The sequence below is a fragment of the Sodalis sp. RH19 genome (genome assembly GCF_047324215.1).
GTDB lineage: Bacteria > Pseudomonadota > Gammaproteobacteria > Enterobacterales > Enterobacteriaceae > Acerihabitans.
In genome coordinates this window covers 3,257,345-3,276,707 of record NZ_CP178734.1, presented here as the reverse complement: position 1 = coordinate 3,276,707, position 19,363 = coordinate 3,257,345, and the positions used below count along the sequence as shown (strand labels likewise).

Below are 19,363 nucleotides of genomic sequence, written 5' to 3'. Positions count from 1 at the left end.
ATACGGCAAGGCTTACAAATCCATAATGATTTGTTTGACGACGCCGATGATCCGGCAGTTGCCGTTTACTTCGAGCATTTTATAGTTGGGATTGAGCGGTACCAGATATTTAAACGGGCCGTCGGTGGTGAATTTTTTCAGGGTGGCTTCGTTGCTGCCTTCCAGTTGGGCGACCACGATCTTACCGTTGGCTTCATCACTGCCGCCAAAATCGGGATCGACCACGACCACCGAACCGTCGGGGATACTGGGCGCGCCATGGGGATTGGTCATGGAATCCCCCCTGACCTTAAGGGCAAAAGCGAACTCCGACACCGAGGCCGTGGTATAAATCCAATCCCTGGCATCATCGAGGGTGACGGGTTTTTCCGATTCGGTCCAAATACCGGCCTGCACCCAGGATAACAACGGGATTTCCTTAATGCCGAAACGTGCGGTTGGCGGCAGGGGCGGATGCCCGGCGCCGGCTTCCCCTTTACCGTCCACAAGCCAGGCGGGGCGACACTGCAAAGCTGCGGCCAGCGCCTGGAGATTGGCGCCGCCGGGCTGGTAATCTCCCGACTCCCATCCCGTCACCGTGACGCGGCTGACCCCCACCAGGTTGGCCAGGACCTGCTGGGTGATGTTTAACTCTTTGCGCCTGGCACGAATGCGATTGCTCATTTCCATGTCGGTTATCCTACCATTATCTGATGTAAGTTTTATTGACTTTTTTATGTCAGATATCCTACTATTTAAAGGTCAGTATATCTGACATCAAGGTCTTTATGAAGCAAAAAGACAACATATCCTACGCATGATGTCGGGGGTGCGGCCTCCGGACATAAAAAAGCACCCCGGCAACCTCGCCCGGCGCGGTGCTGGAGAAGGAGGTACCCACGATGACGGAACTAATAACAGCAATCACCCTGGCCAAGCGGCTGGAGAGCCGCCGGTTATGGCGGCGCGCCGCGCGCCAGTGGCTGGCGGTAATCGATATTACGCCGGATACGCATGAACGCCTGCGCGAAGGATTTATCGCCCGTAGGGAAAAATGCATTACGAACGGCAACTGTTTTTGCGGCGATTACGGCGGCATCAGCGAGGCAAGGATCATTGAGCAATGAACGTCCGCCGGGGATTGTCCCTGAACGGGGGGCAAGCTCTGCGCGACAGGTGGAGAACAGCGTATGCCCGGGAAATTGACTACCGCAGGAGCCTATTCTATGTCCGGTTTTCTTATCGCTATCGGCAACATCGGTACCTGGCTATGCCATCTGGACTGGGACAAAATCGCCATCATCCTGGGGGTGGTGATTGGCATAGCCACTTATTTCACCAATTTGTATTTTCAGCGGCGGCAGACCAAAGCCATTGAGCGGGCCGCGCAGAAAGGCAATACCCTTATTCCGCCGTCGTAACGCCGAGGCGCCGGGCGATGCCGGCACCCAGGCTTGATTAACCGGGGGAGGGCGCGGGACTACCCGCATTGTCCGGGCTGGACCTATGGGATTTCATCGGAGAGGGGACATGATAACGTAGCCCCGGCGGGCGCCGGGGCATGCGGTTGACTCCCTGTTATTCTGCGAGGGTAAGCCATTCCGCCGAGTCATCGAACATTTCCTCAACGATGCGGGCCAGGATGGCTTTATCGCTTTTGCTGGCATCCGTATCCAGGCCGTTGCGCTGCATCGGCTTGATGTTGACCTCGGCGGCAGGGAAAACCTGCTGTACGCGTTTGGTCAACTCGGCCAGGATAAGACCGCCGGCGTCGGGCAAGGCGGTAAAATTTCTTTTGTCGTAAATCAGTTCAACGTGCATGATCTATCCTTTTATTTATACTGGGTAAATATACAGTTTTTTCCGGAGCGAATGCAAGTTGCTTTGACGGTTTTTCGCGGTAAAAACGGCGCCGCGTCGATCGGGGCGGCATTGAGCCGCCGTGTTCGGGCGTAATCATGGCGCCGGCCTGCCTGGCGGGGTATACTTTTACGGTGCGCTAAATCCTGTTCGCCGCTGTAATTACCTGATTTTTGATGGTAACCGAATCGCAGGTATGCCTGGGAAAACATATGATTAATCCAATTTACCGATTGCCGGTGTTGATCCTGCTGGCCGGCCTGGCCGTCAATGCGGCCGCGGCTGAAAAAGAATGCCCCGCGGCAAAAAAAAATATCAATGACAGTAATAACCTCATCATGCTGAGCGGCACCGCCAAAGGCGACATCCGGCTGGTGGTGGCGGGGATGGTGGGAAAAGATCTGGATGAACAGGCCCGCTCAAGCATCAGTTTCGACACCTGCGGCGCCCTTATCGAGGAAGCGTACGATTACCACAAAACGGAGGGCCGCATGACCCTGCGCATGTCCAATCACACGGTAAAATCCGCTGATGGCTGGGAGAGCGAGTACGATATCGCCATCATTATCGATCGAGACGGCAAGCCAACGCTGGTTAACCATAAGCAGGGCAAAAGCCGTTTTTTTACCGGTAAAAACGGCGTGATCACCTCCTCGACCGATGCCTTTACCCTTAACGAGCGGCCCGGATTTACCACCGGGACCTATGACTACGATAATCATTTGCGTCTGGTCAAAAGCACGGCGCGGGGCACCGACGCGTTCAGCAACGATGAATATATTTACGCCTATGATAAAAAAGGTTATTTCATCTCGATGCGTTCGAACCATGGTCAAACCCGTTATCAGTATGATGCCGACGGCAGGGAGGCGGGTTCTTTCTCGGTGTCACGGACGCCGGTAAGCCAGCTCACCAAAGTGGAGCAGTGCCAGCGCAACGACGACGTGGGCAACTGTATCCTGAGCTATGGCAGCGACACGGAAATTTTACCGCAGTCGATTATCAGACGACACCGCAGCACGGCCACGCAATACCAGTATTGGGACAGCGCGGAATCACATTGATTTTCCTGTGACCTTAGGCCTGCATATTCTTTTTGCCGGCATCAAGCCGCCATTATCTTTTGGCGGCGGATGGCGGCTTACTCTTTTCGTTCCTAATCTTGATAGGTTGACCCGGTAATTGATGGCGCCCGCCAGGCGTTCTCATGCCCCGTATGCAATGCCGACGATAGCGTCGGCGGCTCTTATCCCCACTCACCCGAAAAAAGGATCAGACAACATGAGCACTATCACAACCGATGACGGGACGCAGATATTCTATAAGGACTGGGGCACCGGCCAGCCGGTGGTTTTTTCCCACGGCTGGCCGCTGACCGCCGATGCCTGGGACAGCCAGATGATGTTCCTTGCCGACAAGGGCTATCGGGTTATCGCCCATGACCGGCGCAGCCATGGCCGGTCGGCCCAGACGTGGGACGGGAATGATATGGATACCTATGCCGATGATCTCGCGGCCCTTATCGCCAGCCTGGATCTGCAGGACGCCATCCTTATCGGCCATTCCACCGGCGGCGGGGAAGTGGCGCGCTATATCGGTCGCCATGGTACCGGACGCGTGGCCAAAGCGGTGCTGATAAGCGCGGTGCCGCCGCTGATGCTACAAACGGCGGCGAATCCCGAGGGCGTGCCGATAACGGTTTTCGACGGTATCCGGGCCGGCGTGTCGGCGGATCGATCGCAATTTTATCAAGATCTCGCGGTCTCGTTTTATGGTTATAACCGCGACGGCGCCAAACTCTCCCAGGGGGTGATAGATGCTTTCTGGCTGCAGGGGATGGCGGGCGGCATCGCCGGGCAATATGCCTGCATCAAGCAGTTCTCGCAGACGGATTTCACCGAGGATCTGAAAAAATTCGACGTGCCGACCCTGGTGCTGCAGGGCGATGACGATCAAATCGTGCCGCTAGAGGTTTCGGGCCGTAAATCAGCCAAGATCATTCCCGACGCCACGTTAAAAGTATTGGCCGGCGCGTCCCACGGTATGTGTACCGTGGATGCCGATAAGGTGAACGCCGCGCTGCTTGAATTTCTCCAGGCCTGATTTCATCAGCGTTTTTTTGCCAAAAAAAAAGCTGCCGCGGCAGCTTTTTTGACGTCATGGAAATTAATACATGGCACCGGGCGGTACGTCTTTCACGGTATTAACGTATGACAGCAGAATTTTTTTCAGGAATTTACGGAATTTCATATGCTTTCCCTCACCAGGTTTGTTCGCCTGTAACGTGTTTGCGTTTGATGAGGTAATAATATGACCTCCGTCACATAAATGCAAATATTTGTGATGCGCATCACATAAAAAAGAGCATTTTTTTACAATCCCGGCGACGTGTTTTAACACATCGCGTCAATCCGGGGCGGGGATTATAACAGCGGGGTCGCTTTGTCATTTTCATCCACCGCGACAAAATTAAACTGCCCCCGCACCACTTCCTCCCGGCCCGCCGCGTACATATCTTCAAGGAAAATGGCGACATCCACGGTGATGCTGGTCCTGCCCACCCGGCTTACCCTGCCCACCAGCTCGATAATGGTGCCGGAAGGAATGGGCCGGCTGAAGGTGATTTTTTCCGTGGATACCGTTACCAGCCGTTTGCGGCAGAAGCGGGTGGCGGTGATAAAGGAAACCTCATCCATCCATGCCAGGGCGGTGCCGCCGAACAGGGTCGAATGATGGTTTATGGTGGTGGGAAACACCACCTTGGCGACGGTGGTGGTGGATTGCAGGATTTTTTGCTTTATTTCTGCGCTTAACTCATCGTGCATAGCAATACCTTCACATCTTTTTAACAAGTTAGTGAAGTGATTATGCCTGATATCGCGCGCGCATCCCAGAGGTGCGGCAGGGCCGGAGTTCAGGTCGCCGCTAGACGATACTGTTGATAACCCCGCCGTCCACCCGCAGCGCCGCGCCGGTGGTGGCCGATGCTTGCCGGGAGCAGGTATATACCACCAGGTTGGCCACTTCCTCGGGGGTCGCCAGCCGTTGGATAATAGAGGTTGACCGGTGGGTGCGCACAAAATCGGTTCCCGCCTGTTCAATACTCACGCCCGCATCCCGGGCGGAATCCTTCAGCATCTCGCGCACGCCTTCGGACAGCGTTGGGCCGGGCAGTACCGAGTTTACCGTGACCCCGGTGCCGGCGGCGAGTTTGGCCAGCCCGCCCGCGACGGCCAGCTGCGCCGTTTTGGTCACCCCGTAATGGATCATTTCCGGCGGGATATTAAGCGCCGACTCCGATGAAATAAACACGATGCGCCCCCAGTCGCGTTCCAGCATGCCTTGCAGGTAAAAACGCGCCAGTCGTATGCCGGACATAACGTTGGTCTGGAAATAACGCTCCCACTCATCGTCATCCACGTCGAAAAAAGGCTTAGGGCCGTAAATGCCGGCGTTATTGACGATAATATCGGCGGCGGGTACGGCGCCGGTAAGCGTAGCCACGCCCGCCGCATCGGACAAATCAGCCGCCACGCCTTCAACCGCCGCCTGCGGCACCGTGTGTCGCAACTGGCCCAGCGCCTTGTCTACCGTGGTCTGGCTGCGGCCGTTAATCACCACTGACGCGCCGGCGCGCGCCAGCCCAGTGGCGATGGCAAAACCGATGCCGCCGGTGGAGGCGGTGACGATGGCGCGTTTTCCCGATAAATCAATATGCATAATAATCTCCAGAAAAAAATGCGAGGACATAGAGCGGGACAACCTGTTCACCAGCTTATCTCCGCCGGCCGTAAGACGCGACAATAAGTTCGCTTCTGATGATGCTGAAGGCGTGCGTCTGAATGAATGATAGGTCATGATGGTTGCGGCGTTAAGCGGGGCAAGGCGAACCCGTGCGTCTTTGTGACGCGGTCCTCACGCGGCGCCGGCGATATCGGGCAGGCAAACTGCCGTTGGCCTGCGGTTATGCCAGGTTTTCAGCCAGGAAGTGCAGTAGCCGTTTGATGCGGGGCGGCTGGAATTTATTCCGGTTATACAAGGCGAAAAGGGGCGCCGGTTCGATAAAATACTGATCCAATACCGTCACCAGCCGGCCCGCGGCCAGGTCTTCACTGATATCCAGGATCGACTTATAAGCGAATCCGTATCCCATGACGGCCCATTTGCGGCTGATGTCGTCGTCATTGGTGGTGTAGGCGGGGGTCATGGTCAGCTGCCGCGGCATTTTTGCTTCATCGCGATAAACCCATTGCTCCTGATTGCCCAAGGTATTAATCAGGGCAATGGACGGCAATGCCTGCAAATGGGGGGGCGCCAGCGGTGGATCCAATTGCGCCAGCAGCGCCGGAGCAACGCATACCACCCGATGACTGTCGGCCAGTTTATAGGCCGTCATGCCGGCGTCGTCGTGCTGTCCATAGCGGATGGCGATGTCAATGTCGTCGCCGATCGGGGCGGTCGTGGCGTCGGCCAGAGAGAGAATAAAGTGAATGGCGGGAAAGTCTTGGCGAAAGCGCTCCAATAAGCCGATCAGACGATTGCGGCCAACGTCGGAGGGGGCGGTAATGCGTATCGCGCCTTTGATGTCATCCTTGCCCGAACGCAACAGCTCGGTGACGTCATTAAGCTGTTCCACGGCGCGCTGGCTATAGCTTAGGAACAGCTTGCCCTCGTCGGTCAGCCTGAGCTGGCGGGTGGTCCGTTCAAACAGGCGCACCTTGAGACCGGTCTCCAGACGCACGATGCAGGCGCTCGCCGCCGCCGGAGAACAACCGAGCTTACGTCCCGCCGCCGAAAAACTGCCCAACATCGCCGCTTCGATAAAAAGTCGCAAATCACTTAAACGTTCCACTCATTATCCTTAATCTCATCTCTTTTACATTAGCATCCTTTATTATGCTGGATGACGGCGGAATTCGCCTCATTCTGCCGTTGCGTTAATTCCCCATGCCAACATAAAGTATTGACAACGGCTAATTTAAGGTATATGGCCAGCGTCTTGACCCGCGCGCGCCGCCGCCAGCCGCGCCCTGAAATCATTCAGCGCGCTAATCTCTCGCCGCAGCGCGTTTGCCCGCGCCGTCTGCCCGCGCCGGACCGGGCTTATGTCGGTACCGGGAATCAGCCTGGCCAACGCCGCCAGCAGCTCAGGCAGGGGCTGGTTTTTGTTCTGCCTGACAAAATGGCTAAGCGCGACATAAGTCAGCGGAATATAAGCTGATTCATTATGCACAATCATCCGTGGATGACGGCGGTAGAAGCCCAACAGCTGGATTTTCGCATCCGCGACAATCTCATTTTCCCGGCAAGTGCCTTCACGGGCCGGCGCCTGCGCCGGCCTGAAACGACGGTCCTTCGCCCGAACTCCCGCGGCCGGCGGCAGGCCGCTTAGCCGCCCGGCGCCGATATCCGCGAAAACGCCCAGGGCGGCACTGACAAAAGAAATATCTGACCATCGCATATCAACTTCCTCTGAAATGAGTCACAGTGGTTGGTTCTGGGTTATCCGCTGATGCAGCAGGTCATCGACGATAAGCAGGTCCTGCCGCCAAAGCGCGCATGCCTGGTCCAGGTCATCATTAATGCCGGTTAACCTTTGTTCGCGCCTTGTTATCGCCCGGCCGACAAAATAATCCAGTGAATCCAGCAGGGCGGCGGCGGCGCGGGCGCGGGCGGCGGCGAGCCCCCCGGGATAGCACGCGATCAAATCATCCAACTGCCGTCGTACTTCCCCGCTCAGCGCGTTGTTTCTGTCGCCGTCCATAAGATGATCCTCCAGGGACAGCGTAATAAGGCGGGGAGGATGGGGCAGCAGCGGCGCCAGGCTGTTTTCCAATGCGCAACGGGTTGTCTCGCGCGGTTTCCCCTCCTCGTCATGCAGTATCATTATCAGCCGTCGCCCGAGATCGGGAAAACGGTTCTGCAAGGCGGCCAGAAAACGGATTTCCGGCTGAGCCAGCCCCGGCTGGCCCGCGCCGTGGACATACAGGATCCAGTCCGCGCCGATAGCGCCGGCCAGCGCGCCGGCGGGGGAGTCGTTGATATCGTCGATAAAGAGACAGCGGCGGGAGGGGTGATCAACGCCGCTTTTTTCTGGCGAATGGCGGTCGCTCAGGGCCGTGCGCGCATTACCGCTGATGGCGGCAGGCAATACCTTCTCCAGGACGCGTTTGCCCGTACCGCGTAAACCGCACAGCGCGATACGGTGTTCGGATAACGGACGAGCATGATTTGTCCGAAATTCCCGATAAAAAATGGCAAATTCAGGATCTTCTTTGCATAAGTAGTGCAAATTATCGCGCTCAGTCCTGTTCATTCTTCATGATTTCCCATGACATACTTAAGTCCCGCTAAGGTTATCGGCAGACCTTGCCTGATGTTTAACCTTCTGTTGCCCGGGTATGGCAGGAATGGTTCGATAATGCCGGGTCGAAAGCCCGCCGACCCTCATGAGCCATGAGGTTTTTGCTTATCAATACGGCGAGATATAAAACTTCAGGCAAGAAATAATTTTACTGAGCGGCTAATAAGGTTGATGTCTTCTCCCATTTGTATTATGGCACTGATATTATTAGTTTCTCTTGGCGTTGACATGTGCTCATTGCGTGCCTGTAGCAATCTTTCATGCAAGTATTGCCCAAGCGCTGTTTCAGCTGGGAGATCCGTAATAAATGTCTCTTCCGACAGGCTATGGGCCAGGGCCAGATATTTACTCATAAAAGGCACGACGAGATATTTTAGCAGATGGTTGCCTGGACTAAATACGTTGGCAAACATTTTGTCTAGACATTCCCGCAGACGTTCGGAGATGCTCTCCAGTTTATCCTGCAGGCGGCCGGTTTTCCCGGTGTTAAAATGCGAACGTTGATCATAGATGTCCGTTGCTAAGATAACACCCATTTCTTTCATGATACTAAAATAAATAGGCGCGGTTATTATGGTTTTTTCAGGGTTGTTCTTAATGTAATCTTGCACCAGGTAATGTAATTCAGCATAACTTTTAATAAAATATAAATAATTTTTATCCCTTCGGTTATGGTATTTGTTTTTAACCTTGTGCGCCGACTTTCCCGCCAGGGCAAAAAAAAGGGCTAGACTGCGCTGCGAATATTCCTGCTCGAAACTGTCTGTTCCCATTCCCTTGGCGGCAAGGAGGGCGCGGACATCGCCTTGCGGCGCGTTTGTTCCGCGGTCACCCGGTGTATCAACGGCGGCGACTGGTGCGGCGCCGCTATCAGCGCGCGATTCATCGCCGGCCATAGTGACGTGGCGGGTAAAAAGGGGAACAGGAGCGGGTCTTGCCAGGACCAACGCGTTCCGATAGTTATTCTGCCGTGGCTGTGTTTCCCTGCCGCACAGGTTGGCGGCATAAGAAAACGTGCAGGCAATACTCGTTTGCGAAATAATGTTACCCATTATGCTCCGATGGCGTTTAAGCGAACCACTATCAATAAAATAATATGATTGTAGTTTAAAAATAACCGTAATTGTATTTTGCCATGCCTGTTGTCAGGTCCTGCATGGGATATTAACAGAGGGAAATAACTTCGTAAACGCCGGTAATGACAAGAATATTGCGCGGACGATCATCCTACGTAATAAATATAGATGATTATTATATTTTTTATAAAATCAGGATGGTATTTTTTTAATGCCTCCAGCGCCGGCGGTACACCTATAACCTGATCTTTCGTCGTGGTGCTTGCTGAGGCCCCTTATCTCATTTCCCGCCATTCTATTGCCGTTTTAATTCGTTGGTTGCGCCGCCGGGGTGATGAATACTGACAAAAAAACCATCGGGGTAGACGCCATGTCAGAGCCAGGAAGAAAAACCGCGCACTATTTGCATGACGGCCAGCGCGATCGCATCAGGCAACTGGCGTCCACCCGATTGTGGCGCTGGGAACTGCCGACCTGGGGCCTGATCGCGCTTATTTATGCCGGGTGGTTCGGCACGGTGCATTACTGGATGGCGCTGGGGCCGTGGGTCGGCACGCCGCTGCTTATCTGGTTCACCACCTGGTATCTGTCGCTGCAACATGAGCTGATTCACGGTCATCCTACGCGCCTGCCGTGGCTGAACCAACTGTTTGGCCTGCTGCCGCTGGCGGTATGGTATCCCTATGGCCTGTACCGCGATTCACATTTGCGCCATCACCGCGACGATCATTTGACCGATCCGGTGGAGGATCCCGAGGGCTATTATTTCAGCGGCGAGAGCTGGCAGGGATTTTCCGCGCTCCGGCGGCGTCTGGTCCGGGTACGTAACACCTTGGCCGGACGTGTGCTTATCGGGCCGGCGCTGGATATCTACCGCGCGCTGCGCGGCATGGTGGCGGCCGTGGCCGGCGGCAATCGCCGCGCTGTCGGGATGTGGCTTATGCATGGCCTGCTGCTGCTGGCCCTGCTGCACTGGGTGGCGTCATCGGGTTTGCCGGTAGGGTATTTTCTGCTGGCCATAAGCTATCCGGCCCTGGCCATCACCAAAATCCGCTCGTTTATGGAGCATCGCGCCGCCCGCGATCCCCAGGCCCGCTCTGTTATCAACGAGGCGGCGTGGCCCTGGCGGTTGCTATTTCTTAACCTGAACTATCATTTAGTCCATCATGATTTACCCGCCGTGCCCTGGTATGCGCTGCGCCGGGTCTATCTGGCCGATCGGGCCGCCTATCAACGGCGCAACGGCGGCTTTGTCGTGCAGGGTTATGCCGAATGGCTGGGCGAGTACGCCTTCAGGCCGGCCGAGGTCGAAGTACATCCGTCATCGTTGGGCGACACCAGGCTTTCCGGGATGCCGGAACCTGTACAGGACGCTTTTATTGCCGGAGCGGGATATCCACCGCAATGATGCCGGGATGGTCTGCAGCGCGTTGATTTACCATTGGATAAAGTATGCTGTGGCGAGGAGTAAGCCGGGAAAAGGGTTGGGAAAAACAGGAGGATGAAGCGGGTAGGATGCCCCGAACCGAAGTTCGAGGCGTAAAGTCTAGCTCATTGCTACATGAAACCGACGCAAGTATGGACCTAAATACCGGATCCGTAAATACGCATAGCGACAATTTTCGCATCCCGGCGGGTGATTGCTCAGCAACTGTTCAATACAGGCGGTAATGACGGACATGAAGAGCGGGCCTGGCCGCCGGCGGGCGTAAAAAAAGCCCGCACAGAGGGGCGGGCAAAGACTTCACAGCAAATCAAACAGCTTAGTTGATGGATGAGTTCGATGGCGTAAAGCTGGGTATCGCCTTCATTTTAATCATAGCCAGTACAAATAAACATCAGTACAACCACTTTCAAAATTACTAATTGAATCATGTGGCAATAACTTAATTACTTCTACGTCTATACTGATTAACAACGTCGGCGATGGGCCGGTTTTAACGGTATAGGGGTGAAGTAAAGGTGCGACTGCTGACCTGCCTGTTGGTTCTGGTGGTGTTGTTAACGGCATTAGCCCCCCGTATCCGGCCCCTGCTGCCGCCCGGCTATGACCCTTTTTTGCCTTTGTCGGTCAGCGATCCGCCGACGTTTATCACCCGCTACAAACTTAAACGGCTGGCTGCCGATCCTCCGGCCTGCCTGGCGGCGCTTGAAAGGGCAAGCGCCGCCGGACGCCTTTCTTTCAGCAAGGTCGCCGATACCACCGGACCTTGCCCGCTATTGTCGCCCGTGAGGGTGCGCGGGTTCGGCCCGGTCGGGCTTAGCTCCAGTTTTCTCGCCAGCTGTCCGCTGGCGCTGAGCAGCGCCATGTTTGTCGGCCAGGCGGCGGCGCCCCTGGCTGCGGCAGGTCTTGCGTCTCCTTTAGCTCGGATTGATCATCTTGGCAGCTATGCGTGTCGTAACATCTATCACCGCAGCGAGGGGCGGCTTAGCGAACATGCAGGCGCGCAGGCGCTGGATGTGTCGGGCTTTATCCTCGCCGACGGACGGCGCATTACGGTGTCGCAACAGTGGCGGCGCCAGGATCCGGCCGGTGATTATTTACGTGACGTGTTTATGCAAAGCTGCGCTTTTTTCGGCAATTCGCTCGGTCCCGATTACAACGCCGCCCACGCCAATCATTTCCATTTCGGCATGCGCGGTTTTGGCGTCTGCCGCTAGACGCGGCATTTTGATTAACGGCCGTCCGGCAGCCCGCGCGCAGAGCGGGCGGCGACGGTAATGGCAATAAAGCCGTGGCTGACATTGAAGACAGGGCGCAAAAGGAGCATTCTGGCAAAGCGCGCCGGCATTTTTTAACCCTATTGCCGGAAAGCCTGGGATTGCGTTAATAAGACTTTTTATTACATATGCCCCGTCGCCATAGGCCGGCGGGGACGGTTAAACAGCAGGTTTTGTCCTGTAGGGCATTTAAGGTAATTGTATGGTCCGTAAAACTCCCATAGAGCGATATCGCAACATCGGCATCAGTGCGCATATAGATGCCGGCAAGACCACCACCACCGAGCGTATTTTGTTTTACACGGGCGTCAGCCATAAAATCGGTGAAGTGCATGATGGCGCCGCGACGATGGATTGGATGGAGCAGGAACAGGAGCGCGGCATTACCATTACCTCAGCTGCCACGACAACCTTCTGGAAAGGGATGGCCGGTAATTATCCGGAACATCACATTAATATCATCGATACTCCCGGGCATGTGGATTTTACCATCGAAGTGGAACGTTCGATGCGGGTGCTCGACGGCGCCGTGATGGTCTACGACTCGGTGGGCGGGGTGCAGCCGCAATCGGAAACCGTGTGGCGCCAGGCCAATAAATATAAAGTGCCGCGCATCGCGTTCGTCAACAAAATGGATCGCACCGGAGCGGATTTCTTCCGGGTCCAGACCCAGATTGCCAAACGCCTGAAAGGCGTGGCGGTGCCGATCCAGATTCCCGTGGGCGCGGAAGAGGGTTTCCAGGGCGTGGTCGATCTGGTCAAAATGAAAATCATTGTCTGGGACGATACTACCCAGGGGGTTAAGTTTACCTATCAGGATATTCCTGAAGATCTGCTGGCCCCGGCCCAGGAATGGCGCAACCATATGATGGAAGCGGCGGCGGAAGCCAGCGAGGAACTGCTGAATAAATACCTCAATGGCGAAACGCTTACCGAAGACGAAATCAAGGGCGCCATTCGTAAACGGACCATCGCCAATGAAATTGTGCCGATGCTGTGCGGCAGTGCGTTCAAAAATAAAGGCGTTCAGGCGCTGCTGGATGCGGTGGTTGATTATCTGCCGTCGCCCATTGATGTGCCGGCAATAAGCGGGCATGACGAGGACGATAAGGAGGCGGAACGTCATTCCAGCGATACCGAACCGTTCTCCGCGCTGGCGTTTAAGATCATGACCGACCCCTTTGTCGGCCAGCTGATTTTTTTCCGGGTTTATTCCGGCGTGATTGCCACCGGCGACTCGGTTTACAATCCGGTCAAGGGAAAGAAAGAGCGTTTGGGCCGGCTGCTGCAAATGCATGCCAATGAACGTAAAGACATTAAGGAAGTGCATGCCGGCGATATCGCCGCCACCGTGGGCATGAAGGATGTGACCACCGGCGATACCCTGTGCGATCCGGATCATCCGATTATCCTTGAACGTATGGTTTTTCCCGATCCGGTCATTTCACAGGCCATCGAGCCTAAAACCAAGGTCGATCAGGAAAAAATGGGTATTGCCCTGGGGCGTTTGATGCAGGAAGACCCGTCGTTTCGCGTCAAGACCGACGAGGAGTCCGGCCAGACCATTATCTCCGGCATGGGCGAGCTGCATCTGGAAATCCTGATGGAGCGTATGCGGCGTGAGTTCGGCGTGGCGGTGACGGTGGGTAAACCGCAGGTGGCCTATCGTGAAACCATCAAAAAGACCGTGGAAGAAGTGGAAGGCAAGTACGTTAAGCAGACCGGCGGCCGTGGGCAGTATGGGCATGTGGTGTTGAAAATCGAACCGCAGCCGGCGGGGAAAGGGTATGAATTCGTCGATGCCATCAAGGGTGGGGTGGTGCCGCGCGAGTATATTTCCTCTATCGATAAGGGTATTCAGGATACCTTGACCTCCGGCGTTTTGGGCGGTTATCCGGTGGTGGATGTGAAAGCTACGCTGTTTTTCGGTTCCTATCATGAGGTCGATTCCAACGAAAATGCGTTTCGTATGGCGGCGTCGATGGCGTTTAAGGATGGGATGCGCCAGGCGCAGCCAATTCTGCTGGAGCCAATGATGGCGGTGGAAGTGGAAACGCCGGAAGATTTCATGGGCAACGTGATGGGTGATTTGTCGTCACGGCGCGGTATGGTGCAGGGGATGGAAGATATTCTCGGCAGCAAGCTTATTCGTGCCGAAGTGCCGTTGGCGGAAATGTTCGGTTATTCCACCACGCTGCGGTCTATGTCGCAGGGGCGCGCCACTTATACCATGGAGTTTAAGCACTATTCGGAAGCGCCGAAAGCGGTGGCCGAGGCAGTGATCAAAACCCGCGGTAAGTAACGCTATATATGCCCGGTGATGGCGGGCATACCGTGCCATGGGGCGCCCGGTCGGGCGGGAAAAGCACGCCCGATTCGACCGCATCGGCACGCTCTCCCTTTGACACGCCTGCATTGAGATCGATGTTGGCGGGCCTACCGTGCCATGGGGTCTCGGTCGGGTGGGAAAAGCACGCCCGATTCGACCCCATTGGCACGCTCTCCCTTTGACACGCCTGCATTGAGATCGATGTTGGCGGGCATACCGTGCCATGGAGCCTCGGTCGGGCGGGAAAAGCACGCCCGATTCGGCCCCATTGGCACGCTCTCCCTTTGACACGCTCGTTGCAGGATTTGTGTTAGCGGGCCTACCGCGCCATGGGGCCTCGGTCGGGCGGGAAAAGCACGCCCGATTCGACCCCATTGGCACGGTCTCCCTTTGACACGACTGCGTTGAGATCGATGTTGGCGGGCATACCGTGCCATGGGGCCTCGGTCGGGCGGGAAAAGCACGCCCGATTCGACCGCATCGGCACGCTCTCCCTTTGACACGCTCGTTGCAGGATTTGTGTTAGCGGGCTTATCGTGCCATGGGGCCTCGGTCGGGCGGGAAAAGCACGCCCGATTCGGCCCCATTGGCACGCTCTCCCTTTGACACGCTCGTTGCAGGATTTGTGTTAGCGGGCCTACCGCGCCATGGGGCCTCGGTCGGGCGTGAACACTACGCCCGATTCAACCCCATTGGCACGTTCTCCCTTGAACACGCTGCATTGAGATTGGTGTTGGCGGGCATATCGTGCTTATCTTGAGCCGGGTTTCGTGTCAGAATCGGTATTTCACGCCCACTATGCCGGTGGTGTCGCTGTAGCCTTTATTGCCGACCTGTTGTGCGACATTGCCCCAAAGATTAACATTGCGGTTAATTTGTCCTTCCACCCCGAGCTTAAGTTCTGCGATATTGGCCGCGCCGTCTTGGCTGACCGTTATCCCATCCATGCTGACGCCAAAATCATCCGAATTGTGGATCCAGTTAGCCTCGACATAGGGCTGAAAGGCCCGATCCTTGTCGTTGTCCCGCTCACTGTAAGTGTGCATATAGGCTTTAACGCCCAAACGGGTCTGGATATTGCCGTCACCTTCTCCCGATACCCTGGTGCCGTTGGCTTCGGTATGATCGTCGGCTTTGACGCCCATCCAGATGGCCTGGACCTGGGGCTGGACATAATAGGTGGTGTTTTTAGCGGCGTTTTCGCCGAACTTAACGGCATAACCGCTTTCAAGCGAGGCGCTGGCTCCTTTGGACTTATACTCTTCCTCGTTTAAATCCTGGCCCGACACCCTATTGTTAAACCAGCCATATTGTGTCCAGCCGTCGATATATAAACCCGTTTTGTCCATCGCATTGGCATACCAGGTCGCGTAGATACCCAGGCTATACCCGTCGACAGCACTGTTTGCACTGTAGCCGGATACGCGTGACCCGGTATTACTTTTAGCATTGCCGTAGCCGGCCATAACACCTAATCGAATACTATCGAGGCTGCTGCTGCTCCACTGGCCGATATCGCCGCCCAGTTGTAGTACATAACGATTGCTCTGGGTCCTGAGCTGGCCGCCGTCATCACGGGAACGGTTATGACCGCCTTCATTGATTAGCCACAGACTGGTGGACTTGTCCTCGCCCGTCAGCGCGTCGGTATAGTGAGCCATGCCCTGACGATTATCCAAACGGTTGGCGAATAGGGTATTGGCGGCGGCCAGATTGGCGGTATAGCTCCCTGCCTCCGGACGTTCAACCCGTCCCGGTTCTGGGGTGGGGACGGGTTCTGGCGATGGGCCGGGCCCCGGATTCGGATCCTCGACCGAGCTATGCAAATACCAGTTCGCGGCATCAGTTCCGGCGCCGCGCGTCAGGGTATAATCATAGGCGCCCGCCACAATACGGCCTGATTGCAAGAATTCACCGTCCGAGACGCCGTTGACCGAGATCAGTTCAATACCGTCCACGGTGGCGCCGCCGCCGCCGCCGGCATTATTGACGCTGACCAGGGTCGTGCCGGACGTATTACCGCCGATAATCAGTCTTTCAGTCTTTGTCGCATCATCAGATAACCGGGCATTAAAATTAAGACGACCGTTATTGCCGGCATAATCACCCGTCACGTTAAGTACGGTTCCGCCATCACCGTTAAGGTTAATGGTACCCGCATTGTTCATGCTGGCGATAGTTTGATTAAAACCCTGTAAATTCATCGTCCCGGCCGGGGCGACGGTATAGGCCGACCGGCTGCTGAAGGCATTAGCGCCTCCGGCGACTAACGTTGCGCCGTGAATAACGGTATCGCCGGTGTAGGTGTTTTCGCCGGTGAGAGTCAATATGCCGTTATTAACATTGACTATTAACGGCGCCGCAGACCCGGTGTTTTTAATATTGCCCGTTAACCGCCACTCCCCATCGCCATTTTTGGTCAGGGTTTGAAAATCGGTGATATCGCCCGACAGCAGATCCGCGGCGGGCGGCGATCCGGCCACGCTATTGAGCACCAGGGCATTGGCGCCTTCGCCGCCGCTGATATTACCTGTAAGCGTCGATCCTCCTTCAAGGGTTAAACGGTCATTACCGGGACCGAAGGCGATATTGCCGATAATTACCCCGCCGGTATGGTTGGTCAAGGACACCGCGGTGCCGGAGCTGCCGATAACCGTATTTGCCGGGTCCATGGCTCTGAGGGTACCGTAGTTGTCAATAACATTGCTGCCGATGTCGGGATCGGCGGATGCAAACCAGATTGCCGACCTGCCCGCGCCTTGAATTAAACCGCGGTTGGTAATGCTATTTCCGCTGCCCATGACAGTAATTGCGTCATTTGTGGGTGACGTCCCGAGGCCCAAGACCTGGGCGCCGGTTTCTACGTTTAAGTTGTTATTATTATTAAACTCAATGGTATTGTGACCCAGCCCCCACGCACCGGCGCCGGATAGGCCATCCGTGTCGTTTTGCACCGTCGCGCGTGCCTGAATGGCAATCGTGGCGCCCGTGTCAAACGTGATGGCGGTGACTGTACCGGTTTCAATCCTGGCGGCAGGCAGCACCAGAAGATTCACATCATTCATCCCCGGGCCGTTGCCGACGGTGTCGGTTTGTACCGACAAGTTGGTACAGGTGGTGGTTTTGCCATTCGTCGGCGGGGGGGTACACGCCGCCCAGGTGTTGCCCGGAGCGGTAAAAAAAAACCATATAGCGGCCATCATTATTATATTAAATTTATTTATTATTTTTAATTCAAATTGTCTTGTTATAGTAATAAATAAAGCTAAAGCATCACGGGTAAATCGCATCGCTACAGTTGTTTTGCGCATCATTACCGGTCCTTTCAGAGATAGGGTAAAGAGGGTTCGTGCGCCAGGCGAAAATATTTGACCCTGTGTTCTGGCTTAATTCACGTCCCGTCCGGCTGCCGGTGCGCTCGACCAAATAACATCTAATGCGCGCGTAAATATCCGGCATTATATATTTAAATAAATAAAATCCACTTATGATTGCTATCCCTGCGATAAAGTAAAATTACTGACACGAGACAGGCCGAAAGAAATAGAATAGCCAAAGAGTATGGTTTCAATAATTAGAATTATTTTTCAGGGGTTAAATATAAATAGATAAAATTAGTGTAGGCGCTGGAGGTTTTTTTTCCAAGAATTTATATGGCGGAATAATTTGCCGTGGCATGAACATAAATAACCGGCGTGAGTGTTGATTACCAGCGCGGTACGATGCCATGTCGGTCTTGATTGCGCGTTGTCAATAAAGAAGCCCACGCTAAGCGTGGGCCCAGACTGCTGACAACGATGCGCATACCCTGAACGCGGGTATGCCGGGCAGGGAACGTAACGCGGCGACCCGGCCACCCTGCTTATCGGCCAGACTACAGCCGGCCTCTTCCCCGCGGTCGGCGGCGATCAGACAAAATCATCGTCGTCGCTGAAGCCATCGTCCACGCCGAAGCTGTCATCCGTGCCAAAACCGTCATCTGTACCGAAGCCGTTGTCCGCGCCGAAACCGTTATCGGCATTGGTATCGTTGCCATAATCATTATTGGCGAACGTATCATCAGTGCCGCTGGCGCCAGGGAAAGGGTTGCCAGAGACATCATTGAAGGTATCGAGATTGTCGCTGGAGAAATCCTGGTTGGTCAGGGGATCGGTGGCGGCATCCAGGGGCTGATCGATAACATTGACTATCTCCTGCGGCTGGCTGTTATGGAACATGCCGGTAAGCATGTTGCCCAGCACCACACCGCCGGCGACCCCGGCGGCGGTTTGCAGCGCGCCGGCCAGAAAGCCCCCTCCGCGCGGCGCCGCCTGCGGCTGGTTATATCCCTGAGCATAACCGTTGTATCCGGGCGGCGGCGCGGCCTGGCCGCCATAGCCGGGAGCCGGTGGCTGCTGCTGGTTATTCCAGGCGGGGGCGGGCTGCTGCGCACGGGCGTTCCGGGCCGCTCCGCCGCCAAACAGGTTGCTGAGAAATCCTCCCTGGCTTGGCTGCGGCGCGTTTTTCAAGGCGGTAAGCTCGGATTCCAGCTGCTGTACCTGCTGGTGCAGGCGCTTAAGCGCGGCTTCCTGGATCAATATCGACTGCGCCATATAATAAGGGGCTGCGGGCTGCTGGCGGATAAATTCCTGGATTTGCCGATCCGCTTCGGCGTCGCGGGGGCCGGCTTTCTGCTCCGCCTGTTTCAGACGCTGAAAAAGACCCTCGATAATACGTTGCTCTTCTGATTGCATGGTAATGACCCTATAACCTTGTTCACATGCGCAACGGGCTGCGCTTTCTTTAAATCTAGTCTCATATTGGCGAATCATAAAGGCGCCATGCGTAAAGGTTTTTAGAAATGTGTTACCAGTCCACACACCGGGCGGGGGGATGCCGGGAAAGTGTGCCGGGCCGGCCGCGTTTTTTTTGTGGTTGACAGACCGGCGGTTAATAACTATTTGATACTCCTTGTTAAACCCCGCGCCGCCAACCCGCCCGGGATATGTGCTATATTGGCCAGCCAGACTCTTTATCTGACCTTAGAGAAAGCGC

At 55.5% G+C, this 19,363-nt stretch carries 19 protein-coding genes; 8 read left to right on the top strand and 11 right to left on the bottom strand.

The annotated features are described in order from the left end of the window. Nucleotides 1-12: 12 nt before the first annotated feature. Complete coding sequence (locus ACL2XF_RS14900) at nucleotides 13-669, bottom strand: LexA family protein (RefSeq protein WP_410016252.1); 657 nt, start codon at nucleotides 667-669, stop codon at nucleotides 13-15. A 212-nt stretch (nucleotides 670-881) separates the two neighbouring features. On the opposite strand from ACL2XF_RS14900, the gene ACL2XF_RS14895 reads away from it, so the two are divergent. Together ACL2XF_RS14895 and ACL2XF_RS14890 are read left to right on the top strand one after the other, a co-directional pair. Then, nucleotides 882-1,106 carry a PerC family transcriptional regulator gene (locus ACL2XF_RS14895; RefSeq protein ID WP_410016251.1) on the top strand — a complete coding sequence of 75 codons (225 nt, stop codon included), beginning with the start codon at nucleotides 882-884 and terminating at the stop codon, nucleotides 1,104-1,106. 63 nt (nucleotides 1,107-1,169) lie between these two features. Continuing rightward, nucleotides 1,170-1,400 (top strand): phage holin, encoded by a 231-nt coding sequence (locus ACL2XF_RS14890; RefSeq protein WP_410016250.1) that lies wholly within the window; start codon nucleotides 1,170-1,172, stop codon nucleotides 1,398-1,400. Between the two features lie 157 nt (nucleotides 1,401-1,557). Here the strand turns inward: ACL2XF_RS14890 and ACL2XF_RS14885 are convergent, their stop codons facing one another. Continuing rightward, nucleotides 1,558-1,800, bottom strand: a complete 243-nt coding sequence (locus ACL2XF_RS14885; protein WP_413727084.1) for a DinI-like family protein — start codon at nucleotides 1,798-1,800, stop codon at nucleotides 1,558-1,560. A gap of 251 nt (nucleotides 1,801-2,051) precedes the next feature. On the opposite strand from ACL2XF_RS14885, the gene ACL2XF_RS14880 reads away from it, so the two are divergent. Together ACL2XF_RS14880 and ACL2XF_RS14875 are read left to right on the top strand one after the other, a co-directional pair. Then, nucleotides 2,052-2,903 (top strand): hypothetical protein, encoded by an 852-nt coding sequence (locus ACL2XF_RS14880; RefSeq protein ID WP_413727083.1) that lies wholly within the window; start codon nucleotides 2,052-2,054, stop codon nucleotides 2,901-2,903. 217 nt (nucleotides 2,904-3,120) lie between these two features. Beyond that, the gene (locus tag ACL2XF_RS14875; RefSeq protein WP_410016247.1) at nucleotides 3,121-3,942 is read left to right on the top strand and encodes an alpha/beta fold hydrolase; all 822 of its coding nucleotides are present in this window, start codon (nucleotides 3,121-3,123) and stop codon (nucleotides 3,940-3,942) included. A gap of 63 nt (nucleotides 3,943-4,005) precedes the next feature. Here ACL2XF_RS14875 and azuC read toward each other — a convergent pair whose 3' ends face one another. The 7 genes from azuC to ACL2XF_RS14840 form a co-directional block, all read right to left on the bottom strand. Further along, nucleotides 4,006-4,089 carry a stress response protein AzuC gene (azuC, locus tag ACL2XF_RS14870; protein WP_162367771.1) on the bottom strand — a complete coding sequence of 28 codons (84 nt, stop codon included), beginning with the start codon at nucleotides 4,087-4,089 and terminating at the stop codon, nucleotides 4,006-4,008. Between the two features lie 173 nt (nucleotides 4,090-4,262). Beyond that, complete coding sequence (locus ACL2XF_RS14865) at nucleotides 4,263-4,664, bottom strand: acyl-CoA thioesterase (RefSeq protein ID WP_410016246.1); 402 nt, start codon at nucleotides 4,662-4,664, stop codon at nucleotides 4,263-4,265. 100 nt (nucleotides 4,665-4,764) lie between these two features. After that, nucleotides 4,765-5,559 (bottom strand): SDR family NAD(P)-dependent oxidoreductase, encoded by a 795-nt coding sequence (locus ACL2XF_RS14860; RefSeq protein WP_410016245.1) that lies wholly within the window; start codon nucleotides 5,557-5,559, stop codon nucleotides 4,765-4,767. Between the two features lie 244 nt (nucleotides 5,560-5,803). After that, nucleotides 5,804-6,691, bottom strand: coding sequence for a LysR family transcriptional regulator (locus ACL2XF_RS14855; RefSeq protein WP_410016244.1), 888 nt, complete (start codon nucleotides 6,689-6,691; stop codon nucleotides 5,804-5,806). A gap of 126 nt (nucleotides 6,692-6,817) precedes the next feature. Next, nucleotides 6,818-7,300: a hypothetical protein gene (locus ACL2XF_RS14850; RefSeq protein ID WP_410016243.1), complete on the bottom strand. Its 483-nt coding sequence runs from the start codon at nucleotides 7,298-7,300 to the stop codon at nucleotides 6,818-6,820. A 21-nt stretch (nucleotides 7,301-7,321) separates the two neighbouring features. Continuing rightward, on the bottom strand, nucleotides 7,322-8,155 hold the full coding sequence (locus ACL2XF_RS14845) for a hypothetical protein (RefSeq protein ID WP_413722232.1): 834 nt from the start codon (nucleotides 8,153-8,155) through the stop codon (nucleotides 7,322-7,324). 179 nt (nucleotides 8,156-8,334) lie between these two features. Further along, complete coding sequence (locus tag ACL2XF_RS14840) at nucleotides 8,335-9,255, bottom strand: hypothetical protein (RefSeq protein WP_413727082.1); 921 nt, start codon at nucleotides 9,253-9,255, stop codon at nucleotides 8,335-8,337. Between the two features lie 358 nt (nucleotides 9,256-9,613). Between ACL2XF_RS14840 and ACL2XF_RS14835 the strand changes: the two genes are divergently transcribed. The 3 genes from ACL2XF_RS14835 to fusA all read left to right on the top strand — a co-directional run bounded on the left by ACL2XF_RS14835 (nucleotide 9,614) and on the right by fusA (nucleotide 14,302). After that, on the top strand, nucleotides 9,614-10,687 hold the full coding sequence (locus ACL2XF_RS14835) for a fatty acid desaturase (RefSeq protein WP_413727081.1): 1,074 nt from the start codon (nucleotides 9,614-9,616) through the stop codon (nucleotides 10,685-10,687). Between the two features lie 554 nt (nucleotides 10,688-11,241). Beyond that, on the top strand, nucleotides 11,242-11,940 hold the full coding sequence (locus tag ACL2XF_RS14830) for an extensin family protein (protein ID WP_410016239.1): 699 nt from the start codon (nucleotides 11,242-11,244) through the stop codon (nucleotides 11,938-11,940). A gap of 262 nt (nucleotides 11,941-12,202) precedes the next feature. Next, nucleotides 12,203-14,302: an elongation factor G gene (gene fusA, locus ACL2XF_RS14825; protein WP_410016238.1), complete on the top strand. Its 2,100-nt coding sequence runs from the start codon at nucleotides 12,203-12,205 to the stop codon at nucleotides 14,300-14,302. A gap of 800 nt (nucleotides 14,303-15,102) precedes the next feature. On the opposite strand, the gene ACL2XF_RS14820 is transcribed toward fusA, so the two are convergent. Further along, nucleotides 15,103-17,001 carry an autotransporter outer membrane beta-barrel domain-containing protein gene (locus tag ACL2XF_RS14820; RefSeq protein WP_413727079.1) on the bottom strand — a complete coding sequence of 633 codons (1,899 nt, stop codon included), beginning with the start codon at nucleotides 16,999-17,001 and terminating at the stop codon, nucleotides 15,103-15,105. 298 nt (nucleotides 17,002-17,299) lie between these two features. On the opposite strand from ACL2XF_RS14820, the gene ACL2XF_RS14815 reads away from it, so the two are divergent. Then, nucleotides 17,300-17,701, top strand: a complete 402-nt coding sequence (locus ACL2XF_RS14815; protein ID WP_413722236.1) for a hypothetical protein — start codon at nucleotides 17,300-17,302, stop codon at nucleotides 17,699-17,701. Nucleotides 17,702-18,237: 536 nt separating this feature from the next. On the opposite strand, the gene ACL2XF_RS14810 is transcribed toward ACL2XF_RS14815, so the two are convergent. Further along, on the bottom strand, nucleotides 18,238-19,062 hold the full coding sequence (locus tag ACL2XF_RS14810) for a DUF2076 domain-containing protein (protein WP_410016235.1): 825 nt from the start codon (nucleotides 19,060-19,062) through the stop codon (nucleotides 18,238-18,240). Between the last annotated feature and the right edge of the window lie 301 nt (nucleotides 19,063-19,363).